Origin of the sequence: Acidovorax delafieldii 2AN, assembly GCF_000175235.1 — a bacterium.
Taxonomy (GTDB): domain Bacteria; phylum Pseudomonadota; class Gammaproteobacteria; order Burkholderiales; family Burkholderiaceae_C; genus Acidovorax; species Acidovorax delafieldii_B.
On the sequence record NZ_ACQT01000012.1, the window covers coordinates 1 to 20660 of the forward strand.

The following is a 20660-nucleotide window of genomic DNA, read 5'->3' on the forward strand; positions in this document are numbered from 1 at the left end:
AGCTCGTGCGGATCGCGCAGGAGACCGGCCGATCGGCCTGCGTTGCGGGGGGACTCAACCGCTGGGCCGCGGTGCACCGCCTCGATGCGGCGCGGATGTACCGCCTGGCGATCGAGGCCAACGCCATCGGCGAAAGCTTCCATGCCGTCGCCGAGCAAGGCATCGCTCTGCGGGACATTGCCACGCGGATCGGTCTGGGACTTGGGCTGCCGGTGGTGGACATCCCGCCCAGCGAAGCCCACGCGCACTTCGGCTGGTTTACGGATTTCGCGCGCATGGACGCTCCTGCGTCGAGCGCGTGGACACGCCAGCGCCTGGGCTGGTCGCCCCGCCAGCCGGACTTGCTGGACAACCTCGCGCAGGCGGGCTATTTCGACGACTGACGGACCGAAAAGGGCCGCGCCAGGCGGGCACTGGCGATGCCTTTTCGTTGCCCCGTTGCCCCGTTGCCCCGTTGCCTAGTGGTAACGGAAGAAAGGGGCCGCCCGCCCGAATCGCCACACCACACAGGCCCCTTGGCCAGACACCCCGGGGACGACAGAAGCGAAGCCGAACGTGGCGTCCACATGACCGAAGCCGGTCAGCGGCGCGGCAATGCACCGTCGGGGGTCCGTCGCTGCAGGGCACTGACCCACCCCTGTCTGCCTGGCGGCAGGCTATTCCAGACCACCCGGCGCAGCTGCGTCACTTCACCTTCCTCTTTCAGACCCGGCGCGGATGCTGTGGGATGCCAACGCACCTGCGACCGGTGCAGGCCCACGCCGGGGCAGGCGGACGCTGTCGGCTCACGCGTGCAACGCATCACCAAGCACTTCCAGCGCCCGGCCGTCCAGCGCCTGCGACATATCGGCGGCATCCACCGCCTGTGCCAGAGCCAGCGTACCGCTGCGGGCAAACGAGAGCGCGAGCATGCGCTGCACCGCAGCGATCACCAAGGGAGACCATCCCGCCCGTCGGGTCGCCCAGCAGCACATGCAGGCGTTGCGCAGCCGGATGCAGTCCACTGCCCAGAGGCTGGGCGAGCCCCGGCCCGACCAGCTCGCGGCGCAACTGGCGGTGCTGGTCAATGGCGCTTTTGTCAGTGCGGACCTGCTGGGTGCGGACGAGGCCACCGCGGTGCTGCTGCAGGCGCTCCATGCCCTGCTGGCCGGCGCGCAGGCTGCGCAGTGAATCCAGGACGGGCGCCTTGCAAACCGCCCTCCAATACCAGCGCAGCACACACCCGGAGCGCTGAACAGGTAAAAAAACCCTCGCCGTGCGCGAGGGCTTTTCGTGGCAACGGCCCGGAGGCCGCCCAGCGAGGGCCTGCTCAGCTGCCAGCCACCTTCATGCGGTTGACCAGAACCGAACCCACTGTTTTCGCACCGTAGTTGTAGGCATCGGCGCCCACGGCCTCGATACCCTTGAACATCTCCTTGAGGTTGCCGGCGATGGTGATCTCGTGCACGGGAAACGCAATGCGGCCGTTCTCCACCCAGAAACCGCTGGCACCGCGCGAATAGTCGCCCGTCACGTAGTTCACGCCCTGGCCCATCAGTTCCACCACGAACAGGCCCGTGCCCAGCTTCTGCAGCATGGCGTCCAGATCGTCGCTGGCCTGTGTGAGGCATGAGGCCATCACCAGGTTGTGCGAGCCTCCGGCGTTGCCCGTGGTCTTCATGCCCAGCTTGCGGGCCGAGTAGCTGCTGAGGAAGTAGCCCTGCACGCGACCGCCCTGCACCACCTTGCGCGGCGCCACGCGCACGCCTTCCTCGTCGAACGGCGAGCTGCCCTTGCCGCGCAGCACAAAGGGATCTTCGAGGATGTCGATGTGCTTGGGGAAAACCATCTTGCCCAGCGAGTCGAGCAGGAAACTGCTTTTACGGTACAGCGCGCCTCCACTGATCGCCTGCACAAAACCGCCCAGCAGGCCTGCAGCCAGCGATGACTCGAACAGCACCGGGCACTGGGTGGTAGGGATCTTGCGGCTGCCCAGCCGGCTCAGCGCACGCTGGGCGGCATAGCGGCCCACGGCTTCGGGCGACGCGAGTTCGGCCGCATCGCGCATCGAGCTGTACCAGGCATCGCGTTGCATCTCGGCATTGCGGCCCGGCAACGAGGCGATGGGTGACACCGAGAAGCTGTGGCGCGAGCTGGCGTAGCCCCCGCGAAAACCGCGCGTATGGGCGCTGAAGAAATGGCTTTGCTGGGCCGACACGCCTGCACCTTCGCTGTTGGTGATGCGGCGATGGGTCTTGAAAGCGGCAGCCTCGCAGGCCTTGGCCAGCTGCGCCGCCTCTTCGCTGGTGATGGCCCAGGGGTGGAACAAATCGAGGTCGCGGTGTGTATCGGCCGGGGCGATATCGGCCTCATCGGGCAGGCCCGCCATGGGGTCTTCGGCGGTGAAGCGGGCAATGTCGTAGGCTGCCTGCACGGTCTGCTCGATGGCCTTGTCCGAGAAATCGGAGGTACTGGCGTTGCCCCGGCGATTGCCGATGTAGACCGTCACGCCCAACGACTTATCGCGGTTGCGCTCGACGTTTTCCAGCTCGCCCTTGCGCACGCTGACCGACAGGCCACAGCCCTCGGAGGCCTCGGCCCCGGCGTCGGTGGCGCCCAGCTTTTTGGCGTGCGCCAGGGCGCGGTCCACCAAGGCCTCAAAAAACGGTCGGCTGTAGCTGAAGCCGCTGTCGGGGGTGCGGGTGGTGGCGGGGGCTTGCGCGGCAGCCCGGGCGCCTGTGGGGCGCGCGGCGCGGGTGGAGGGTTTGTTCATAGCGGCGGCTATGATACTTGCCGCTGTGGCGCCGCCCTGTTTCATCCTTCTGCGCCCCCTATCTTTGCCCCCACCCATGTCACGCAAACCCAAAAAAGGCTACTTTGTGCGAGGCCAGTTCGTTGCCGAAGGCAGCGAGATGGACATTCAGCTCAAGGCCGAACTCAAAGGCACGACCGATGCCAGTCGCACCGATCTCAAACGCGAAAGCGACGAACTGCAAGACCTGGGCAAGGAACTTCTGACGCTGCGCGCCGACCTGTTCGACGCCGTGGGCCTGCCCGACAAGCTGGTGGAGGCGCTGGCCGAGGCCAAGCGCATCACCAACTTCGAAGGCAAACGCCGCCAGATGCAATACGTGGGCAAGCTCATGCGCAAGCTCGAACCCGAAATCGTGCTGGCTGCACGCCAGGCGCTGGAAGAGCAGCACAAGGGCTCGGCCACCGAAAAGCTCACGCTGCACCTGGCCGAGCACTGGCGCGACCGCCTCATTGCCGACGACGGCGCCCTGGCCCCCTGGATGGCCGAGCACCCCGACACCGACACCCAGCAATTGCGCGCCCTGATTCGCCAGGCCCGCAAGGATGCGCCCCCAGCCGACAAGGCCGCGGTATCGCAAGGCCTTGCCCCGCGCAAAGGCCGCGCCTATCGCGAACTGTTCCAGCTGGTGCGCGAGCACCTGGGTGGCGCACCCGATCCCGATGACGATGAACAGTCCGAGGAAGAAGACCACGATGAATGAAACAGCCCACGACCCGGTGAAGATCGGCATCGTTTCGATCAGCGACCGCGCCAGCTCCGGCGTTTACGAGGACAAGGGCCTGCCCGCGCTGCAGGAATGGCTCACGCGCGCGCTCCAGAACCCCATCACTTTCGAGCCGCGCCTGATCCCTGACGAGCAGGACACCATCAGCGCCACGCTGGTTGCGCTGGTCAATGAAGGCTGCAGCCTGGTGCTGACCACCGGTGGCACCGGACCCGCGCTGCGCGATGTGACACCCGAGGCCACGCTGGCCGTGGCACACAAGGAAATGCCGGGGTTTGGCGAGCAGATGCGCCAGATTTCGCTGCGCTTTGTGCCCACCGCGATCCTCTCGCGCCAGGTGGCCGTGGTGCGCGACCAGAGCCTCATCATCAACCTGCCCGGCCAGCCCAAGGCCATCGCCGAGACGCTGGAAGGCCTCAAGGACGCTGCCGGCCAGCAGCTCGTGCCAGGCATCTTCGCCGCCGTGCCCTACTGCATCGACCTGATCGGCGGGCCCTATCTGGAAACCCACGACGCCGTGTGCAAGGCCTTCCGGCCCAAGAACGCGGTGCGGCAACCGCGCAGCGCGTAAAGAAACTGCCAAGTTCACCTGTAGCGCTTATGCCATGGGCGCCTGCAGCTATATATTCAAGAGCGTTCACGCACCACCTTCGCCTTCGCCTTCGCGGCGCCGAGCGCCCGTGCGCTGGCACGGCCAAGCAACGCTACCGCGGGGCCAGGCGTTCGCCTGGTCAAGGCGGCCGCATTGCGCCAGAACGATGGTGGCACGGCCAGACAATCAGTCCGCCAATTACTTGATCTGAAGCAAGATTGGCTGCGAACCACTTGCCACGGCCAGGGTCTCGGACGTAGCCTCGGGTTTTCCCTCAACTGCTCAAGGAGAGCCCATGTCCGCACGCATGAAAGCCGCCGTCTTTGTCGAGCCGGGTCGCATCGAGCTGGTCGACAAGCCCATCCCCGACGTGGGCCCCAATGACGCATTGGTGCGCATCACCACCACCACCATCTGCGGCACGGACGTGCACATCCTCAAGGGCGAGTACCCGGTGGCCAAGGGCCTGACCGTGGGGCACGAGCCCGTGGGCGTGATCGAGAAGCTGGGCAGTGCCGTGCAGGGTTACCAGGAAGGCCAGCGCGTGATCGCCGGCGCCATCTGCCCCAACTTCAACTCGTATGCCGCACAGGACGGAGCGCCGTCGCAGGACGGCAGCTATCTGATACCGCAGGGCCTGTGCGGCTGCCATGGTTTCAAGGCCACCGCCGGCTGGCGCTTTGGCAACCTCATCGACGGCACCCAGGCCGAATATGTGCTGGTGCCCGATGCGCAGGCCAATCTGGCTCCCATCCCCGATGGGCTGACCGACGAGCAGGTCCTGATGTGCCCCGACATCATGTCCACCGGTTTCAAGGGCGCGGAAAATGCCAACATCCGCATCGGCGACACGGTGGTGGTGTTCGCGCAGGGCCCCATCGGCCTGTGTGCCACGGCGGGCGCCCGTCTGCTGGGCGCCACGACCATCATTGCCGTGGACGGCAACGACCACCGCCTGGGCATCTCGCAAAAGATGGGGGCCGATGTCACGCTGAATTTCAAGAACTGCGATGTCGTCGATGAGATCATGAAGATCACCGGCGGCCGTGGCGCCGACTCGGCCATCGAGGCACTGGGCACGCAGGCCACGTTTGAATCGGCGCTGCGCTCCGTCAAGCCCGGCGGCACGCTGTCGAGCCTGGGCGTCTATTCGAGCGATCTGAAGATTCCCTTGTCGGCCTTTGCGGCCGGATTGGGCGACCACAAGATCAACACGGCCCTGTGCCCCGGCGGCAAGGAGCGCATGCGCCGCCTGATGAACGTGGTGGCCTCCAGCCGCGTCGATCTGGGCGTGCTGGTCACGCACCACTACAAGCTGGACGACATCGTGGTGGCCTACGACCTGTTTGCCAACCAGCGTGATGGCGTGCTGAAGGTGGCGATCAAGCCGCACTGATCCACGCAAAAACGGTTTGCCCAAACGCCCCGCAGCAGGCATGCTGCGGGGCGTTTGCACATCTCCCACCCATTTTTACCAGCCGTCCCATGAAGACCTCCCTGCTGCTGGCGCCCGTGCATCTGGCCTTGCTGGCGCTGTTCGTCACCCTGTACTGGCGCAACCGGTCGATGAAGCGGCGCCAGGACACGCTGGTCGATCAACTGCACGGTCAGCGCTACTGGCGCGTCAATCTGGCAAGCCCCGCGTTTTTCAGGAAGTGGCTGCGCCTCATGCCCTTTGAAGCCAAGGGCGTTCTGATCGACGAAGGAGACCACCTGCGCATCACCGGCTTCTGGCTCAAGGGCGCACGCCATTTCGACTCGCGCATCGCTCGCAGCCAATGCGGCGTTGAATGGCTGGGCAACCGCACGCTTCGGGCCGGCAACCTGCACTGGGCCCAGCTCACCACGCCCAAGGGACCCGTGCTGTTTTGTGCGGACACGGGCATGAACGCCCTGCCCTCCCGCGAGGCTTTGGCCGACATCTTCCGCTCGGCGTTTCCGGCCACGCCCCTTGATGTGCAACAAACGCGCGACTTTGCACTGGAAAAAAGCGCGCGCAGCCTGGCGGTCATGACACTCTTTTTTGGACTGCTGCTGTTTGCGTTGCTCGACACCTTCGTGGTTTCACACTTCGAGTTGATGGACGCTCAGATCATGGCCATCCTCACCCACCCCGTGACATGGATGGGTGCCGTGGCGGCTCTTGCGGCCTGCGGCATGGGCGTGTACCGCTTTTTGCTGGCCGGCCAGGTGCCCGCGCGCGAGTCGATGGTGCTTGCGCTCATGCTGGGCTGGACCCTGCTGGGCGCTGCGCTGCCCGCCGCCAAGCGGATCGACCAGTTTCTGGCCACGGCACCCACGCAAAACCACACCTACCGCATCATCCAGGTGGCCCATCTGGCGCCCAAGGACAAGGTGCTGGGTTTGCCCGCTTTGCGCTTTCCCCGGGCCCGGGACTACTGGCAACAGTTCCCCGTGGGCAGCGAATACGCCATACCGCTGCTGCGCGGCCCCCTGGGGCTGTGGCAGCTCGATCACTCGGTGTTCGACAAACCCCTGGTGGCCTTCTACGAAAAACAGCCTTAGGGCTGAGATCGTGCGGATGCATCGCGCGCTCGCGCCGGGCGCAACGCGGGGCACCAATCAAGCACTTGTGCAACCCGTCAGTTGGCGCGGCAGGGCTTGGCGGCGGATGATGCCTGAAACCAGGTTAGCGGCGACGCAACGATGAAGCCTCCGCAAACAGCACGACTGCATGAGCGGGCTGTGGTCTGGTGCGCGCGAGGCACGGTTTTACGCCAGAGTTGGAGCGATACGGCGCGCCTTGGCACACACCAGAGTGACCGGTTGCCCGACGCGTTCGCGGGGGGCCCGTGAGCACGGCACTGCTGGCGTTGCCGAACCGGAAGATTCCCCCCGAGGCAGGGCACCAACGCCGGCGCCGCCTTGCCGACCCTACTTGCCCACCAGTTCGTTGAGCTTGCCGGCCTCGAACTGTTCCTTGAGCGCCGCGTCGCAGGGCACGCAGTCGCGCGTCTGCTGGGTGGCCGACAGTTTCTCGATGGCTTGCCACAGCAGCGCGATCTGGTGCTCTTGCGACGAGGCGTTGTCGATCAGGCCCCGCATGGCCTGCGAGAGCGGGTCGTCTTCCTGCGTGATGCCATAGGCCGTGAACTTGCGCGGCTGCTGCGGCTCGGTCACGTCAGCGCTCTGGCCTTCCTTGGAAGGAATGATGCGCGCCGGGATACCCACCGCCGTGGCGCCTGCGGGCACGGGCTTGATGACCACGGCGTTGCTGCCGATCTTGGCGCCATCTCCCACCTCAAAGCCGCCCAGCACCTTGGCGCCAGCGCTCACCACCACATCCTTGCCCAGCGTGGGGTGCCGCTTGGCGCCCTTGTAAAGCGACGTGCCGCCCAGCGTGACGCCCTGGTAGATGGTGCAGCCGTCGCCGATTTCGGCCGTCTCGCCCACCACCACGCCCATGGCGTGGTCGAAGAACACGCGCTCGCCGAGCTTGGCACCTGGATGGATCTCGATGCCCGTGAACCAGCGCGCAAAGTGCGAAATGAAGCGCCCCAGCCACTTCAAGCCATGACCCCAGCACCAGTGCGCCGGCCGGTGCAGCCACACGGCGTGCAGACCGGGGTAGCAGGTGATCACCTCCCAGGTGCTGCGGGCAGCGGGGTCGCGATCAAGGATGCACTGGATGTCGGAACGCAGGCGGGCAAGCATGGCTTCGTTGTTCTTGGAATTTGGAAATGCAGTCTAGCGCTTTGCCTGCGCCGCCTCGATCATGGCCTTGGCGACACCTCGCAGGATGTGGATTTCTTCGGCGCCCAGTTGCGCGCGGTTGAAAAGCTGGTTCAGGCGCGGCATCAGCTTCTTGGGTGCGGCGGGATCGAGAAAGCCAATGGCGGCCAGTGCCTGCTCCCAATGGGCCAGCATGCCGGCCACCTGCGCGGCATCGGCCTGCACGCGATCGGGGGTGGCCGCTTGCACCGCAAACCCGCCCAGCGCCTGGCGCCATTCGTAGGCAACCACCTGAATGGCGGCGCCGAGGTTGAGCGAGCCAAACCGGGGATTGGTGGGAATGGAGAGCGCCACGTGGCAGCGGTACACGTCCTCGTTGGCCATGCCGAAGCGTTCGGAGCCAAAAAGAAAGGCGACGCCCGCCTCGGCACCCGCCGCCTCGGGGCCTGCGGCGTCAGGATTTGAAGCATTTTGTGCCTGTAGCGCTTGTCCATTGAGCGTCGCCCGCTCTCTTTTCAATAGCATTTCGAAGTGTGCACGCGGGGCCGCCGTGGGCGGACCAAAGTCGCGCGGCGTCATGGCCGTGGCACACAGGTGGCTCATGCCGTCAAGCGCTTCGTCCAGGGTGGCGACGATGCGCGCGTTCTCCAGCACGTCGAGGGCGCCGCTGGCGCGCTGGATGGTTTCCTCGCGCCGCAGCACGTTGGGCCAGCGCGGAGCCACCAGCACCAGATCGTCAAAACCCATGGTCTTCATGGCGCGGGCGGCGGCGCCCACATTGCCGGCGTGGCTGGTCTGGATGAGGATGAAACGGGTGCGCATGGACAAGATGAGAGAGAGCCGGCGGGCCAGCGGAGCAGACGCCATTGTCGCCGCTGCCAGGGCGGGCGCAGCACGATGGCGGCCCGGAGCGGCCGCCAGGGCCCGCATTGCCCCGCGCGGTGCGCTGGTGTAAAACTCTGTTCCTGGCGCTGGGCGGGTGCACTGGCCGCCCGCTCCATGCGTTAAGAGCCTGTTCACCGGCTCCCGTGGCGCTCTGGTAGCACGCACGGCATGGCATTCAACTTTCTCCAACTACACCAACAACGAGGCCCGCATGCACGCTCCCTTACCCATCGCCAGAACCCTGGGCAGCTGGTTGCTGCTCATGTTCACCCTGCTGCTGTCCTCCACCGCCTGGGCGCAGCGCGACGACGGCCAGTACCAGATCCTACAGGCCGTCTATGGCACCGACCAGTACAGCATCGACGTGACGGACCGCCTGCGGCAACTGGCCGGCCGCGACCAGCGCTTCAAACTCACCAACGACCTGTTCAATGCCGACCCCGCACCCGGCCAGCGCAAGACGCTGCGCATCCATGCACGCGGCCCCGACGGACAGCCCCGCACCTTTGACTACAGCGAGTACAGCTGGGTGGATGGCGCCCAGTTCACGGGCTGGAGTTCCGGCCGTTGGGGCCAGGGCTATGGCAACAACGGCAGGCCGGGCGACGGTTACGGCAACGCGGACCGGGGCAATGACGACATCCTGCAGGCCACCTACGGCACCGAGGAGTCGCGCATTGACGTGACGCCCCGCATCCGCCAACTGGTGCGGCGCAACCAGCGCTTCCAACTGACCAACGAGCTGTTCAATGGCGACCCCGCGCCGGGCCAGCGCAAAACGCTGCAGATACAGCTGCGCGGCGGCTACGGCGGCCAGTCGCAATTCGTCGAATACCCCGAAGGCAGCTGGATCGACGGCTCCCGCCTCACAGGGGCCAGCGCCGGCCATTGGGATCAGGGCGGCAGGCCCAACGATGGCGGCTACGGGCGGGTGAATGTCCAGCGCGCCCTCTACGGCGACGGCTACCGCCAGGTGGACATCACCGCACGCCTGCGCAGCTATGCCCGCGACGGCCGCCTTGAGGTTTCGGTGGACAACAACCTTGCCGGCGTCGACCCCGCCCCTGGCGTGCGCAAGAGCCTGCTGGTGGAATTCAGCCTGGGCAACGGCCCCGTGCAGCAGACCACGGTGCCCGAGGGCCAGTGGCTGCGCCTGCCCTGACCCTGCGGGTTTGAGGCCAGATGGGCCAGGCCCCCAGCGCCGCCCGGGCCGGGCAGGAACCCCATCCCGGGCCGGGCCTTGTACCCCGTCGCTAAGCCTTCCGTGGGCGCAAGGGGTAGAATCCTGCCCCTTGTCGCCGCATCGCCGGTCCAGGCCTCTTCTGCAAGGCCCCTTGTCCTTCTCTCACAATTTATGTCGTCCAACCTGCACCCCATGCTCAACGTGGCCATCAAGGCCGCACGCGCCGCCGGCGCCATCATCAACCGCGCGGCACTTGACGTGGAATCGGTGCGGATCTCGCAAAAGCAGATCAACGACTTCGTGACTGAAGTGGACCACGCGTCCGAAAAGATCATCATCGAGACGCTGCTCACGGCCTACCCCGGCCACGGTATCCTGGCCGAAGAGTCGGGCAAGGAATACGGCGCTAAGGATTCGGAGTTCGTCTGGATCATCGACCCGCTGGACGGCACCACCAACTTCATCCACGGCTTTCCCGTGTACTGTGTGAGCATCGCCCTGGCCGTGAAGGGCAAGGTCGAACAGGCCGTGGTGTACGACCCCACGCGCAACGATCTGTTCACCGCCACCAAGGGGCGCGGCGCCTACCTGAACGAGCGCCGCATCCGCGTGAGCAAGCGCACCCAGCTCAAGGACTGCCTGATCTCCACCGGCTTCCCTTTCCGCCCGGGCGACAACTTCAAGAACTACCTGGCCATGATGAGCGACGTGATGCAGCGCACCGCCGGCCTGCGCCGCCCTGGTGCTGCCGCGCTGGACCTGGCCTACGTCGCCGCGGGCTTCACCGATGGCTTCTTTGAAACCGGCCTGTCGATCTGGGACGTGGCCGCCGGGTCATTGCTGATCACCGAAGCCGGCGGCCTGGTGGGCAATTTCACGGGCGAGGCCGATTTCATGGAGCAGCGCGAATGCATGGCGGGCAACCCGCGCGTCTACGGCCAACTCGTTCCCATCCTGGGCAAGTACAGCAAGTTTGCAAGCGCCGGCGACAAGGCGGCCGTGCGCCAGGCCCTCGCCGCAGACACGCCCACCGCTGCCGAGCCCGCGGCCACCGAGGCGCCCGATGCAGCACCTGCCGCCGACGCCGCACCGGGCGAAGACGCTCCGCTCTGACAATTGACACCGGGCGGCGCAGGCCAGCAGGCGGTCGCGCAACCACTCAGGTCGGGTCAGGGTACTTCTGGGCGATGCTGCGGAAGTCTTCGGCAATATCCACAAACGCATCGACCATATCGGGGTCGAAATGCGAATCCTTGCCACGCACGATGGTGCTGCAGGCCTGGTCGTGCGAGAAGGCGGGCTTGTACACCCGCTTGCTGATCAACGCGTCGTACACGTCCGCCACCGCCATGAGGCGTGCCGACACCGGAATGGCATCGCCCGCAAGGCCCTCCGGGTAGCCTGAGCCGTCCCACTTCTCCTGGTGGCTGTAGGCGATTTCCTTGGACACGCTCAGGAACGCCACACGCATTCCCAGGCGGCGCTCGGCATCCTCGATGGCGTTGCGCCCCAGCGTGGTGTGGGTTTTCATGATTTCAAACTCTTCCACGGAGAGTTTGCCCGGCTTGAGCAGGATGCTGTCGGGAATACCGATCTTGCCAATGTCGTGCAGCGGTGCCGACTTGTACAGCAGCTCGATCATCCGGTCGTTGAGCACGGGCTCGAAGCGCGGGTGGTGGCGCAGCCGCTCTGCCAGCGCTTTCACATACAGTTGCGTGCGGCGGATGTGGTTGCCGGTTTCGTTGTCGCGCGTTTCCGCCAGCGAGGTCATGGCCATGATGGTCACATCCTGGATGGCTTGCACCTCGAGGGTGCGCATTGCCACCTCGCGCTCAAGGTATGCGCTCTTGTCACGCAGGAAGTCGGCGGTGGCCTTGAGCGTCAGGTGGGTGTTGACGCGCGCCAGCAGGATGGGCGGACTGATGGGTTTGGTGATGTAGTCCACCGCACCGAGCGCCAGGCCGGCCTGCTCGTCGTCGGGCTCGGACCGCGCCGTCAGAAATATCACCGGAATATCGCGCGTGGACGGATGGGCCTTGAGGCGGCGGCAAACTTCATAGCCGTCCACCTCGGGCATCATGATGTCCAGAAGGATGAGGTCGGGCGGCGTACCCGAAAGCGCAATCCTCAGCGCCTTGTCGCCCTGGTTGGCCACCTTGACCTGAAAATGCTCACGCAGCAGGCTGCCCATCAGGGTGAGGTTTTCGGGCGTGTCGTCCACCACCAGCACCGTGGCGATGGGTTTTTGCACATGCTCTGTCTGGCTCGAAGAAAAAGGCGCGTTGTCCACGGGTTTTCCTAAATGCCATTCACCGGGGCGTGCCGTCGCCGCCCGGCATTGGCGAACCCTCGGCGGCAGCCAATGCTTCCAGTGCCTTTTCAAAATCGTAGCTGGCTACGTGCCCTTGCACGGTCTCGAAAGCCGCGCCCAACACCGTACTCAAGGTAACCGCATTGTGTTGCAGATATTCGACGGCCGCTGAGTCGTCCTGCTCCAGCAGCCTGCGCAGGTGCGCGAGCTCATCGCCACTCCCGTGCAGGGCGCTCTGGGGTACAACCTCCACGAGCGCGGGCGTGTGCTCGGCCCAGGCCCGCAGTCCTGCCAGCAGCGGCAGCAATTTCTGCGCCAGTGCGTCGATCCGTTGCCCGAGCTGCGGCGCCGCTGCAGATTGCCGCACATCCTCTTCAAGTTCCTGCGCCGCCGTGGAGACACCCACAGCGCCGATATTGGCAGCCACCGAGCGCAAGGTGTGGGCCAGCCGCTCAAGCAGGGGCAGATCATCGCCCGCCAGGGCCGCGCGCACGGCGTCAACCGTGCTCCCATGCCCTTCAATGAAACGACGCAGCAGCGCGTCGTACAGCACGGGCTTGCCCAGCGCGCGCTGCAGGCCCAGGCCCGCGTCGATGCCGGGTACGGAGAGAAGGCTCCCGACCAATGCGGGCACAGCCTGCGTCTCTGCGGCAGACGTGACGGGCAGCGCTGGGGAGGCACCAGCCACGCCCAAACCTCCGCGTAGCCGAATCCACCGCGCCAGTGCCGCCCACAGCACCGAGGGTTCGATGGGCTTGGCCACATGGTCGTTCATGCCGGCGGCAAAACATCGCTGGCGGTCGGCCTCCATGGCGTTGGCGGTCATGGCGATGACGGGCAGATCGGCATGGCGCGGATCTGCACGCAACCGGCGGGTGGCTGTCTCGCCGTCCATCACCGGCATCTGCATGTCCATCAACACCACGTCGTAGTTTTTGCCGTCAAGCAGTTGAAGGGCGCGTTCGCCATTGCCGGCAACATCCACCGCGAAACCCGCGTCACGCAGCAGCTCCACGGCGACCATCTGGTTGAGTTCGTTGTCTTCGACCAGCAGCACCTGCGCGCCCCGGATCGCCTGCGGCAGGGCTTCGCTGTCGGGGGCCACAGCGGGCGCGCGCTGCGCAACGACGGCAGCGTTCTCCAGAGGCTGCATGAGCGTATCGAAAAGCACCGATGCATTCACCGGCTTGATCAACACGGCTTCGATTCCCTGGGCGCGGGCCGCGCGCATCACGTCTTCGCGTCCATAGGCCGTCACCATCAGCATCTGCGGGATTTCGGCCAGCCCCATGCTGCGGATGTGTCCCGCCAGCTCAACGCCATCCATGCCGGGCATGTGCCAGTCCAGCAGCAACAGGCCATAGGGCTTTTGCTGCTGCGTGGCCTGGCGCAGGGTCTCGAGGGCCTCGAGACCCGAATATGCCTGGTCCACGTGAAAACCCATCGACTGGAGCATCTCGGACAGCACGGTGGCGGCCGTGTGGTTGTCGTCCACCACCAGCACGCGGCGCCCGCGCAGACTGGCGGGTGGCTGTAGCTGGCGCGCCGGTGCACCGCGCTCGAGCGGCAAGCTCACCCAGAAGGTCGAGCCCTTGCCATATTCACTGTCCACGCCCACTTCGCCACCCATGAGTTCGGCCAGGCTTTTGCAGATGGCCAAGCCCAGCCCGGTTCCACCGTAGCGGCGCGTGGTCGAGGCATCGGCCTGCTGGAAGCTCTCGAACAAACGCCCCATTTGCTCAGGGGTGAGGCCGATGCCCGTGTCCCGGACCTCGAAGCGCAAACGCACGCGCTGGGCGTCTTGCTCCTGCACCCGCACCGCAATGCTGATCTCTCCGCGCTCGGTGAACTTGATGGCGTTGTTCGAGAAATTGATGAGGATCTGGCCCAGCCGCAAGGAGTCGCCCACCAGATTGGGCGGAACATCGGCCGCCACGTCGCAGACCAGCTCCAGCCCTTTGGCGCCCGCCTTGTAGCCCACCACGTCGGCCACGCCTTCGAGCATGCGATCGAGCACGAAGGGGTGCTTCTCCACCGTGAGCTTGCCGGCCTCGATCTTGGAGAAATCGAGAATGTCGTTGATGACTCCCAGCAAATGCTGCCCCGCCTGCTGGATCTTGCTGACATAGTCGTGCTGGCGCGGGTTCAGGCCCGACTTGAGGGCCAGGTGCGACATGCCGATGATGGCGTTCATGGGCGTGCGGATTTCGTGGCTCATGTTGGCCAGGAAATTCGACTTGAGGGCAGTGGTTTCCTCGGCAAGCTCCTTGGCCAGGCGCAGATCCTGTTCAGCCTTCTGGCGGTCGGTGATGTCGACAAAGGTTCCAATGGCGCCGCCGGGCGATCCATCAGCCCGCGAGAAACCGTGCAACCAGAAAAGCGTGTGGTGCATGGCGCCGTCGGCATAGGGTAGGTCGACCTCGCGGTGCACGGCCTGCTCGCCCGCCACCGCGGCGCCAGTGTCCGAATCGAAGCGCTCACGCTCGGCCTGTGCCAGGAACTGCAGGTCGAGCACCGTTTTTCCGATGAGGTCTTCGCGACGCACCCCGAAGGCCTGCTCGTAGGCCGCGTTGAAACCGATGTAGCGGCCCTGCGCATCCTTGTAGAAAAGCGGCACCGGTATCGCGTCGATCAGGGCCTGCTGAAAATCGAGCTGCTCGGCCACCTGCGCTTCGAGTTGTTTCTGGTCGTGGATGTCCACATAGACCCCGACCACCCGCACCGCCTTGCCATCGGCGTTGCGGAATATGCGTGCGGCCTCCAGGAACCAGCGCACTTCGCCGCCGGGCCGCACGATGCGCCACGAAGCCCGCGCCGTGGTGGCGGTTCCGGCCAGACATTCATCGAAATGGGTGCGGGCGCGATCGCGGTCGTCCGGATGCAGGCATGCGAGCCAGGCGTCCTTGCCACGCGGTTGGTCGCCCGGAGGCAGCCCCATCATCGCCACGAGCTTGTCAGACCACAGAACCCGGCCGCTTTCCAGGTTCACGTCGAACACGCCCACTTTGCCGGCCTCCTGGGCGATTTCGAGGCGCTCGGCGGCCTCGCGCATGGCCACCTCGGCCTGGCGAGCTTCAGTGATGTCCTCGATCACCCAGATGGACGCAGTCAGGCAGCCTTCCATCTTCAGGCCCCGGCCGGCCAGCCGTGCCGCGTAGGAGCTGCCGTCGAGGCGGCACAACGTGGCTTCTTCGCGCAGTGCCTGGCCCTGCGCCAGCCGGGGCGCCACGCGCGCCGTGAACCGCTCCGAACTGCTGGCACCGTTGAACAGAACGGCAATGTCGCGGCCCAGCAGCTCGGTGGCGGTGCCCCGCATCAGCTCGACAAACGCGGGGTTGAACTGCCGTATCCGGCCGTCGCATACCAGCAGGATAGGCGGCGCATTGTCAAAAATGGCGGTCTGCTGCTCGAGCAGCTCATTGAGCAGGCGCTCGCGGCGCTGCAACTCCTTCTGGGCCCGCATGCGCTCGGTGACGTCTTCGTGCAGCCCCACCATGCCAATGCGCTTACCGGCCTTGTCGAACACGGGCGACAGCGTGGCCTCGTCGTAGTAAATGCTGCCGTCGCGCCGCTGATTCACGAACTGCCCCTGCCACGACTGCCCCGACAACAGGGTCGACCACATCTGCTGGTAGGTTCGCTGGGGTGTCTGGCCGCTCGACACGAGCGAGGGTTTCTTGCCCCGCACCTCTTTCAGCGGGTAGCCGGTGTTGCGCTCATACTGCGGGTTGACCCAGTCGATGAGGCCGTCGGCATCGGTGATCACCACCGCGACGGGACTGCTTTCCAGCGCCGCACCCAGCACGTGGAACCGCTCACGCGCGGCTGCCACCCGCCTGCGACTGAGCAGCAGGTCCAGCACCAGCAGCCCCAGCAGGCTCAGAACGACGAAAGCCACACCGCCCACCTGCAGCCGAGTGCCCGGGGACATGAGCGCACTGGTGTCATCCAGCACCAGCAGCTGCCAGGCGCCGCCGGGGTCTTTCCAGTCGAGACTGCGCTGCCCCACCGCATACGTGGTCCCGTCAATCACCACCTCGCCAGCGTCGGGCGAGAACGGGAGCGCCGAGGCAACACCATTGTCGAAATGGTGGCCCATCTGGCGTGAGGCGCGTACCGCGTCGATGCGCGCCTGGGTGAGCGGCGGTGCCATGGCAAACATCCACTCGGGCCGGGTCGACGCAAACGCCACGCCCTGGGGCGACAGCAGCAGCGTGGGCAGGCCGACCCGCGCCAGCTGCACATCCACCGACTGGAACCCCACCTTGAACATGACTGCGCCGATGATGGTGCTGCTGGGCGTCTCGCTTTCGTAGAGAGGGGCCGCGTAATACAACCCCCGCTCCTTGGTGTTGCTGCCGATGGCGGCATACACGGTGGCGGCACCGCGCATGGCCTGCTGAAAATAGGGACGGAATGCGAGGTTGATGCCCGTCGACTTCTGCCCCGGCGTTTCATGGGCCACCACCGTGCCATCGGCGGCCATCACGTACACCCCTTGGATCAAAAAACGGCCTCGCGCCACGGCCAGCCGCTCCAGCGCGGCGCTATCGTCCGGCGCCAGAAGGCCCCGGGCCATGTCCTTGAGCAGGGGCTCGCTGAGCCCCAACAAAGACACGGCCCCCAGCAGCCCGCCACCTTGCACCTGCCCCGCCACCGCCTGGGCGGCCTGATCGAGCAGCAGCGAACGCTCCACGCTGCGCTGCGATTCCCGCCAATGCACCGCTGCCTCGACCACGAGCCAGCTGCCCAGCAGCGCAAACACCAACACGAACACGAAACCCCGCACGCCACGTGCCCGGTGCTCCAGCACCCGGTCGAAAAACTGCCCCCCCCCGGAGCTGCCCACGGTCATGCGGCGACGTCCCAACAGCCTGCAAGCAGCGCCGGGCTCCTAAAGTTCGTGCGACAGATACGCATCAATATCCTCCACAGGGCCCGGGCGCCCGAACAAGTAGCCCTGGAACCCTTCGCAGCCGTGCAGCCGCAGGAACGCCAATTGCCCTGTGGTTTCCACCCCTTCGGCCACCACTTCGAGGTCCAGGCTCTGGGCCAGCGCCAGGATGGTGCGCACAATGGCCGCATCGTTGGGGTCGGTGAGCACATCGCGCACGAAACCCTGGTCGATCTTGACCTGGTCGAGCGGAAGCCTCTTGAGATAGCTCAGGCTCGAATAACCCGTGCCGAAGTCGTCCAGGGCAAACCCCACGCCCTCGCGCTTGAGTTGCTCCATGCGCGCAATGGTGTCCTCCACATCGCCGAGCAGCAGGCTCTCGGTAAGCTCCAGCTTGAGCTTTCGGGGGTCGGCCCCACAGCCCTGCAGTGTCTGCAGCACCTCGGCCACGAACCCCGGCTGGCGAAACTGGCGTGCGCTCACGTTGACCGAAACCGACAGGTGCCGGGTTTGCTTGCGTTCGCCCCACCGCTGCAACTGCCCGCAGGCCGTCTGCAGCACCTGCTGACCCAGCGGCAGGATCAGCCCGGTCTGTTCCGCCAGCGGAATGAAATCCGCAGGGCTGATCATGCCGCGCACGGGATGCCGCCAGCGCACCAGCGCCTCGACTCCCAGCAAGCGTGCGCGGTGGTCCACTACGGGCTGGTAGTAAACGCACAGCTCGCCGCGTGCAAGCCCTTGGCGCAGGTCGGCCTCGAGGTTGGAGCGCGCATTCACGGCGGCCTGCATGTCCGGATCGAAGAAGCGCTGGGTGTTGCGCCCCGCGCCCTTGGCCTGGTACATGGCCAGATCTGCCCGCTTGAGCAGCTCGTCCACCGACAGCCGCTCGTCGCCAAACAGCGTGATACCAATGCTGGGCGTGCTGTAGTGCTGCTGGCCGCCCAGCGCAAACGGCTGGTTCAGGCTGGCCAGCAGCTTTTCCGCCACGATTTCTGCCTGGCTGGCAGCTTCGGTCAGTTCGGGGCGCAGGGTCTCCAGCATGACGACAAATTCGTCGCCACCGAACCGCGCCACGGTGTCCGTCTCGCGCACGCACGCCAACAGCCGCGCGGCCACCTGCGACAGAAGGTGGTCGCCCATGTCGTGGCCCAGGGTGTCGTTGAGGTCTTTGAAATTGTCGAGATCAATGAACAGCAAGGCGCCGAACTGCTGGGTGCGCGATGTGGCGGCCACCGCACGCTGCAGCCGGTCGAGCAGCATGCGCCTGTTGGGCAGCCCCGTGAGCGCGTCGTAGAACGCCAGGCGTTCTATCTCCTGCTCTGCGCGCTTGCGGTCCGTGATGTCCATGGTGAAACCGTGCGACACCACCGAGCCGTCGGGCTCGCGGTGCGGAATGGCGTTGGTGATGTGCCAGCGCACGCTGCCGTCCGGCATCGACACCCGGTATTCGCATTGCCACGGCGCCAGGTTGCGCAGCGAGGCCACGGCCGAACGCCGCACGTGCGCGGCATCGTCGGGCACCACGCTGCGCATCAGCAGCCCGTGGTCCCGCATCACGTCCTCGGGGTTCACGCCCATGAATTCGCGCACCGCATCGCTGATGTACGGCACGCTGCTGGCGCCATCGTTGTGCATGCGGTATTCGTAGATGAAGCCGGGGATGCGGCTGGCGATGCGCTGGATGAACAGCAGTTGCTCACGCAACTGCTCGGCCGAGCGGTGCTCTTCCGTCACATCCTGCACCACGCCCATCTCGACCCGCATGCCATCACCCGAGCGGGCACGGCGCACGCGCGAGCGCATCCAGCGCACTTCGCCATCGGGGCGTCGCCAGCGGTATTCGATGTCTGCGCCCGCCACCTTCTCGCGGGCCTTCTCGAACACATGCCGGTCCTCGGGCAAGATGCCGCTGACCGCGCGCTCGGGGCTCACCCATTCCTGGCGGTCGAACCCCGCAATGTCGCACAGGCCGGGTGACCACAGCAGCACGGTTTCGCCGGGGTCTTCAATGCGCCGCCAGTGCCCGGTGCGCGCCAGGCCTTCCATGGTGTTGAACACGTCACTCTGTTCGCGCAATTCGCGGCGCGTTTCCTCCAGGGACCGCTCACAGGCAGCCAGCGCTGCCCGCAGCGTTTCGACCTCGGAAACATCGCGCACTGTCACCATGATGCTGCAGCCCGCGACGCGCCGGGCGGACAGCTCCCAGGCCAGCACCGGCCGGCCCGGCTCCCGCACCACGGGGCGGCACTCCAGCGGCACGCCGAGACGAGCAACCGCCCCGAGCTGCTCGACGATGGCGGTGCCGCGCAGTTGGTCGAACACCTCGTCGGCATCCACACCCCGGGTGCGCACGCGGCCCAGGCCGGGCATGCGCCGCGCCGCAGCGTTCGCGGCCACCAGCACCAGGCGGTCCGTTTCGAGACGGAACTCCATCAGCGGCAGCGGCAGCGCATCGACAAGGCCCTGCAGACGCACCTGCGCAGAGGGCGCCACGGCGCCCTCGCTATCAGCTGTCAGAAGATCGGTCAGGAGTTCGGATGAAATCACGGTTGCACTGAAACCATTCGCCAAAAGATGCCACACCAAACCGCCACCGCAGGGGCGACCCCCATTGTGCACACAAAGTATGTCCAAACGTAACGGAACGCCCAACGCCCCCGCGGAGATTCGCTAGGGGAAACCCGCAAAACGAACTGCTACAGTGCACGCCTCATACCCGCCCCAACGCATGTCCGACACGCTCGAGAACCACACCCCCATGATGCAGCAGTACCCATAAAAACGCCGGTTTTCATAGGAGAACTTGAATCTTTGGCAGTTTTTTTGCTACATCCTGGCTACACAGCATTGGTGTTTCTTGACGCTTCTTGGCGTTCAGGTTGGGCCGCTCATCAATCGGACAGCAACTCCGTCAGACTGGGTAGCTCTTCATACACGTCCGGCAGACTGGTCATTCGCGCTACCGCTACCGCCTGTTGGTAGATGGACCAAGGCGTAGGCTGAGCCTCATCTCCGTTCGGCTGAAACCACACTTCACACAACTGCGCGACGCGGGCATAGTCATCCATTGATACCGGCACCGCCGATGTCTCGATAGGCACCGCCCCTGCATTCAAGCCCATGCGTAAGCCATGGATCAGACGCACGCAGGCTGCGAGTTGGCCCGCACCTTTGAGCCAATCCGTGGGCATACCTGCTGACTTCATCGCCTGCTTGTGTTCCTTGGCTGGCGTTACGCGCTGCAATGTGCCGTCGATCCCCATATACGCGATGCGATATGTCCACCCCCGTTCGATATGACGGTGATATACCTGCTCCCCCTCAATGAGAAAGTCGCCCACGGCTAACTCATCTTCGCCATGCGGCAAAAACGCCCCAGGGATGTCTTTGGCTCCGTTGAAGGTACTAGGTAAGCCCAATACCGTGTTGGAATCGATACGCTTGGCCCAGTAGCGGCAGCGGCTATCGTCAGGCTCGACAGATACTGATACAGAGTGCTGTGATGTTGTTGTCATGTAGTGTTCCTTAGTTCATTTGGTTTGAAGACCAACATAACAAACGCACCTGAGACAACACAAGTGGGG

General features: G+C 65.5%; 15 protein-coding genes and 1 pseudogene. 8 read left to right on the forward strand and 8 right to left on the reverse strand.

Features of this window, described 5'->3' with window-relative positions; all coding sequences use genetic code 11:
• Positions 1 to 383 (forward strand): annotated as a pseudogene (locus tag ACDELDRAFT_RS03620) (3-beta hydroxysteroid dehydrogenase); the annotation flags it as partial.
• Positions 384 to 785: 402 nt separating this feature from the next.
• Here ACDELDRAFT_RS03620 and ACDELDRAFT_RS25970 read toward each other — a convergent pair.
• A complete protein-coding gene (locus ACDELDRAFT_RS25970; protein WP_005793544.1) occupies positions 786 to 911 on the reverse strand; it encodes a hypothetical protein in 126 nt (41 codons plus the stop codon).
• On the opposite strand from ACDELDRAFT_RS25970, the gene ACDELDRAFT_RS03625 reads away from it, so the two are divergent.
• Positions 910 to 1170, forward strand: coding sequence for a hypothetical protein (locus ACDELDRAFT_RS03625; protein WP_157764869.1), 261 nt, complete (start codon positions 910 to 912; stop codon positions 1168 to 1170). The genes ACDELDRAFT_RS25970 and ACDELDRAFT_RS03625 overlap by 2 nt on opposite strands.
• 139 nt (positions 1171 to 1309) lie before the next feature.
• Here ACDELDRAFT_RS03625 and pmbA read toward each other — a convergent pair whose 3' ends face one another.
• Positions 1310 to 2752 (reverse strand): metalloprotease PmbA, encoded by a 1443-nt coding sequence (gene pmbA, locus ACDELDRAFT_RS03630; protein ID WP_040327986.1) that lies wholly within the window; start codon positions 2750 to 2752, stop codon positions 1310 to 1312.
• A 76-nt stretch (positions 2753 to 2828) separates the two neighbouring features.
• Here pmbA and yjgA point away from each other — a divergent pair, with 76 nt between their 5' ends.
• From yjgA to ACDELDRAFT_RS03650, 4 genes are all read left to right on the forward strand, one after another.
• Entirely contained in the window at positions 2829 to 3494 is a 666-nt protein-coding gene (yjgA, locus tag ACDELDRAFT_RS03635; protein WP_005793550.1) for a ribosome biogenesis factor YjgA, read from the forward strand.
• Positions 3487 to 4089 carry a molybdopterin adenylyltransferase gene (gene mog / locus ACDELDRAFT_RS03640; protein ID WP_005793552.1) on the forward strand — a complete coding sequence of 201 codons (603 nt, stop codon included), beginning with the start codon at positions 3487 to 3489 and terminating at the stop codon, positions 4087 to 4089. The genes yjgA and mog overlap by 8 nt, the downstream gene beginning before the upstream one ends.
• A 316-nt stretch (positions 4090 to 4405) precedes the next feature.
• Positions 4406 to 5506: an NAD(P)-dependent alcohol dehydrogenase gene (locus ACDELDRAFT_RS03645; protein ID WP_005793553.1), complete on the forward strand. Its 1101-nt coding sequence runs from the start codon at positions 4406 to 4408 to the stop codon at positions 5504 to 5506.
• An 89-nt stretch (positions 5507 to 5595) separates the two neighbouring features.
• Entirely contained in the window at positions 5596 to 6636 is a 1041-nt protein-coding gene (locus ACDELDRAFT_RS03650; protein WP_005793555.1) for a hypothetical protein, read from the forward strand.
• A gap of 369 nt (positions 6637 to 7005) precedes the next feature.
• On the opposite strand, the gene cysE is transcribed toward ACDELDRAFT_RS03650, so the two are convergent.
• Together cysE and ACDELDRAFT_RS03660 are read right to left on the reverse strand one after the other, a co-directional pair.
• A complete protein-coding gene (gene cysE / locus ACDELDRAFT_RS03655) occupies positions 7006 to 7785 on the reverse strand; it encodes a serine O-acetyltransferase (protein WP_005793557.1) in 780 nt (259 codons plus the stop codon).
• 33 nt (positions 7786 to 7818) lie between these two features.
• Positions 7819 to 8625, reverse strand: coding sequence for an RNA methyltransferase (locus ACDELDRAFT_RS03660; RefSeq protein ID WP_040328013.1), 807 nt, complete (start codon positions 8623 to 8625; stop codon positions 7819 to 7821).
• A gap of 274 nt (positions 8626 to 8899) precedes the next feature.
• Between ACDELDRAFT_RS03660 and ACDELDRAFT_RS03665 the strand changes: the two genes are divergently transcribed.
• Both ACDELDRAFT_RS03665 and ACDELDRAFT_RS03670 read left to right on the forward strand, forming a co-directional pair.
• Entirely contained in the window at positions 8900 to 9850 is a 951-nt protein-coding gene (locus ACDELDRAFT_RS03665) for a hypothetical protein (protein ID WP_005793560.1), read from the forward strand.
• A gap of 192 nt (positions 9851 to 10042) precedes the next feature.
• On the forward strand, positions 10043 to 10984 hold the full coding sequence (locus tag ACDELDRAFT_RS03670) for an inositol monophosphatase family protein (RefSeq protein WP_005793562.1): 942 nt from the start codon (positions 10043 to 10045) through the stop codon (positions 10982 to 10984).
• Between the two features lie 46 nt (positions 10985 to 11030).
• Here ACDELDRAFT_RS03670 and ACDELDRAFT_RS03675 read toward each other — a convergent pair whose 3' ends face one another.
• The 4 genes from ACDELDRAFT_RS03675 to ACDELDRAFT_RS03690 all read right to left on the reverse strand — a co-directional run bounded on the left by ACDELDRAFT_RS03675 (position 11031) and on the right by ACDELDRAFT_RS03690 (position 20591).
• Entirely contained in the window at positions 11031 to 12161 is a 1131-nt protein-coding gene (locus ACDELDRAFT_RS03675) for a response regulator (RefSeq protein ID WP_005793563.1), read from the reverse strand.
• Between the two features lie 19 nt (positions 12162 to 12180).
• On the reverse strand, positions 12181 to 17037 hold the full coding sequence (locus ACDELDRAFT_RS03680) for a PAS domain S-box protein (RefSeq protein ID WP_005793565.1): 4857 nt from the start codon (positions 17035 to 17037) through the stop codon (positions 12181 to 12183).
• 39 nt (positions 17038 to 17076) lie between these two features.
• Positions 17077 to 19623, reverse strand: coding sequence for a putative bifunctional diguanylate cyclase/phosphodiesterase (locus tag ACDELDRAFT_RS03685; RefSeq protein ID WP_040327989.1), 2547 nt, complete (start codon positions 19621 to 19623; stop codon positions 17077 to 17079).
• A 344-nt stretch (positions 19624 to 19967) separates the two neighbouring features.
• Positions 19968 to 20591 carry a hypothetical protein gene (locus tag ACDELDRAFT_RS03690; protein ID WP_005793568.1) on the reverse strand — a complete coding sequence of 208 codons (624 nt, stop codon included), beginning with the start codon at positions 20589 to 20591 and terminating at the stop codon, positions 19968 to 19970.
• Positions 20592 to 20660: the final 69 nt, after the last annotated feature.

Bases quoted from the DNA above. Each gene is read 5' to 3' on its own strand.
- mog (WP_005793552.1), top strand. From the start codon at position 3,487: ATGAATGAAACAGCCCACGACCCGGTGAAGATCGGCATCGTTTCGATC.
- ACDELDRAFT_RS03650 (WP_005793555.1), top strand. From the start codon at position 5,596: ATGAAGACCTCCCTGCTGCTGGCGCCCGTGCATCTGGCCTTGCTGGCG.
- ACDELDRAFT_RS03690 (WP_005793568.1), bottom strand. From the start codon at position 20,591: ATGACAACAACATCACAGCACTCTGTATCAGTATCTGTCGAGCCTGAC.
- ACDELDRAFT_RS03680 (WP_005793565.1), bottom strand. From the start codon at position 17,037: ATGACCGTGGGCAGCTCCGGGGGGGGGCAGTTTTTCGACCGGGTGCTG.
- ACDELDRAFT_RS03660 (WP_040328013.1), bottom strand. From the start codon at position 8,625: ATGCGCACCCGTTTCATCCTCATCCAGACCAGCCACGCCGGCAATGTG.
- ACDELDRAFT_RS03670 (WP_005793562.1), top strand. From the start codon at position 10,043: ATGTCGTCCAACCTGCACCCCATGCTCAACGTGGCCATCAAGGCCGCA.
- ACDELDRAFT_RS03625 (WP_157764869.1), top strand. From the start codon at position 910: ATGCGCTGCACCGCAGCGATCACCAAGGGAGACCATCCCGCCCGTCGG.
- yjgA (WP_005793550.1), top strand. From the start codon at position 2,829: ATGTCACGCAAACCCAAAAAAGGCTACTTTGTGCGAGGCCAGTTCGTT.
- cysE (WP_005793557.1), bottom strand. From the start codon at position 7,785: ATGCTTGCCCGCCTGCGTTCCGACATCCAGTGCATCCTTGATCGCGAC.
- ACDELDRAFT_RS25970 (WP_005793544.1), bottom strand. From the start codon at position 911: ATGCTCGCGCTCTCGTTTGCCCGCAGCGGTACGCTGGCTCTGGCACAG.
- pmbA (WP_040327986.1), bottom strand. From the start codon at position 2,752: ATGAACAAACCCTCCACCCGCGCCGCGCGCCCCACAGGCGCCCGGGCT.
- ACDELDRAFT_RS03665 (WP_005793560.1), top strand. From the start codon at position 8,900: ATGCACGCTCCCTTACCCATCGCCAGAACCCTGGGCAGCTGGTTGCTG.
- ACDELDRAFT_RS03645 (WP_005793553.1), top strand. From the start codon at position 4,406: ATGTCCGCACGCATGAAAGCCGCCGTCTTTGTCGAGCCGGGTCGCATC.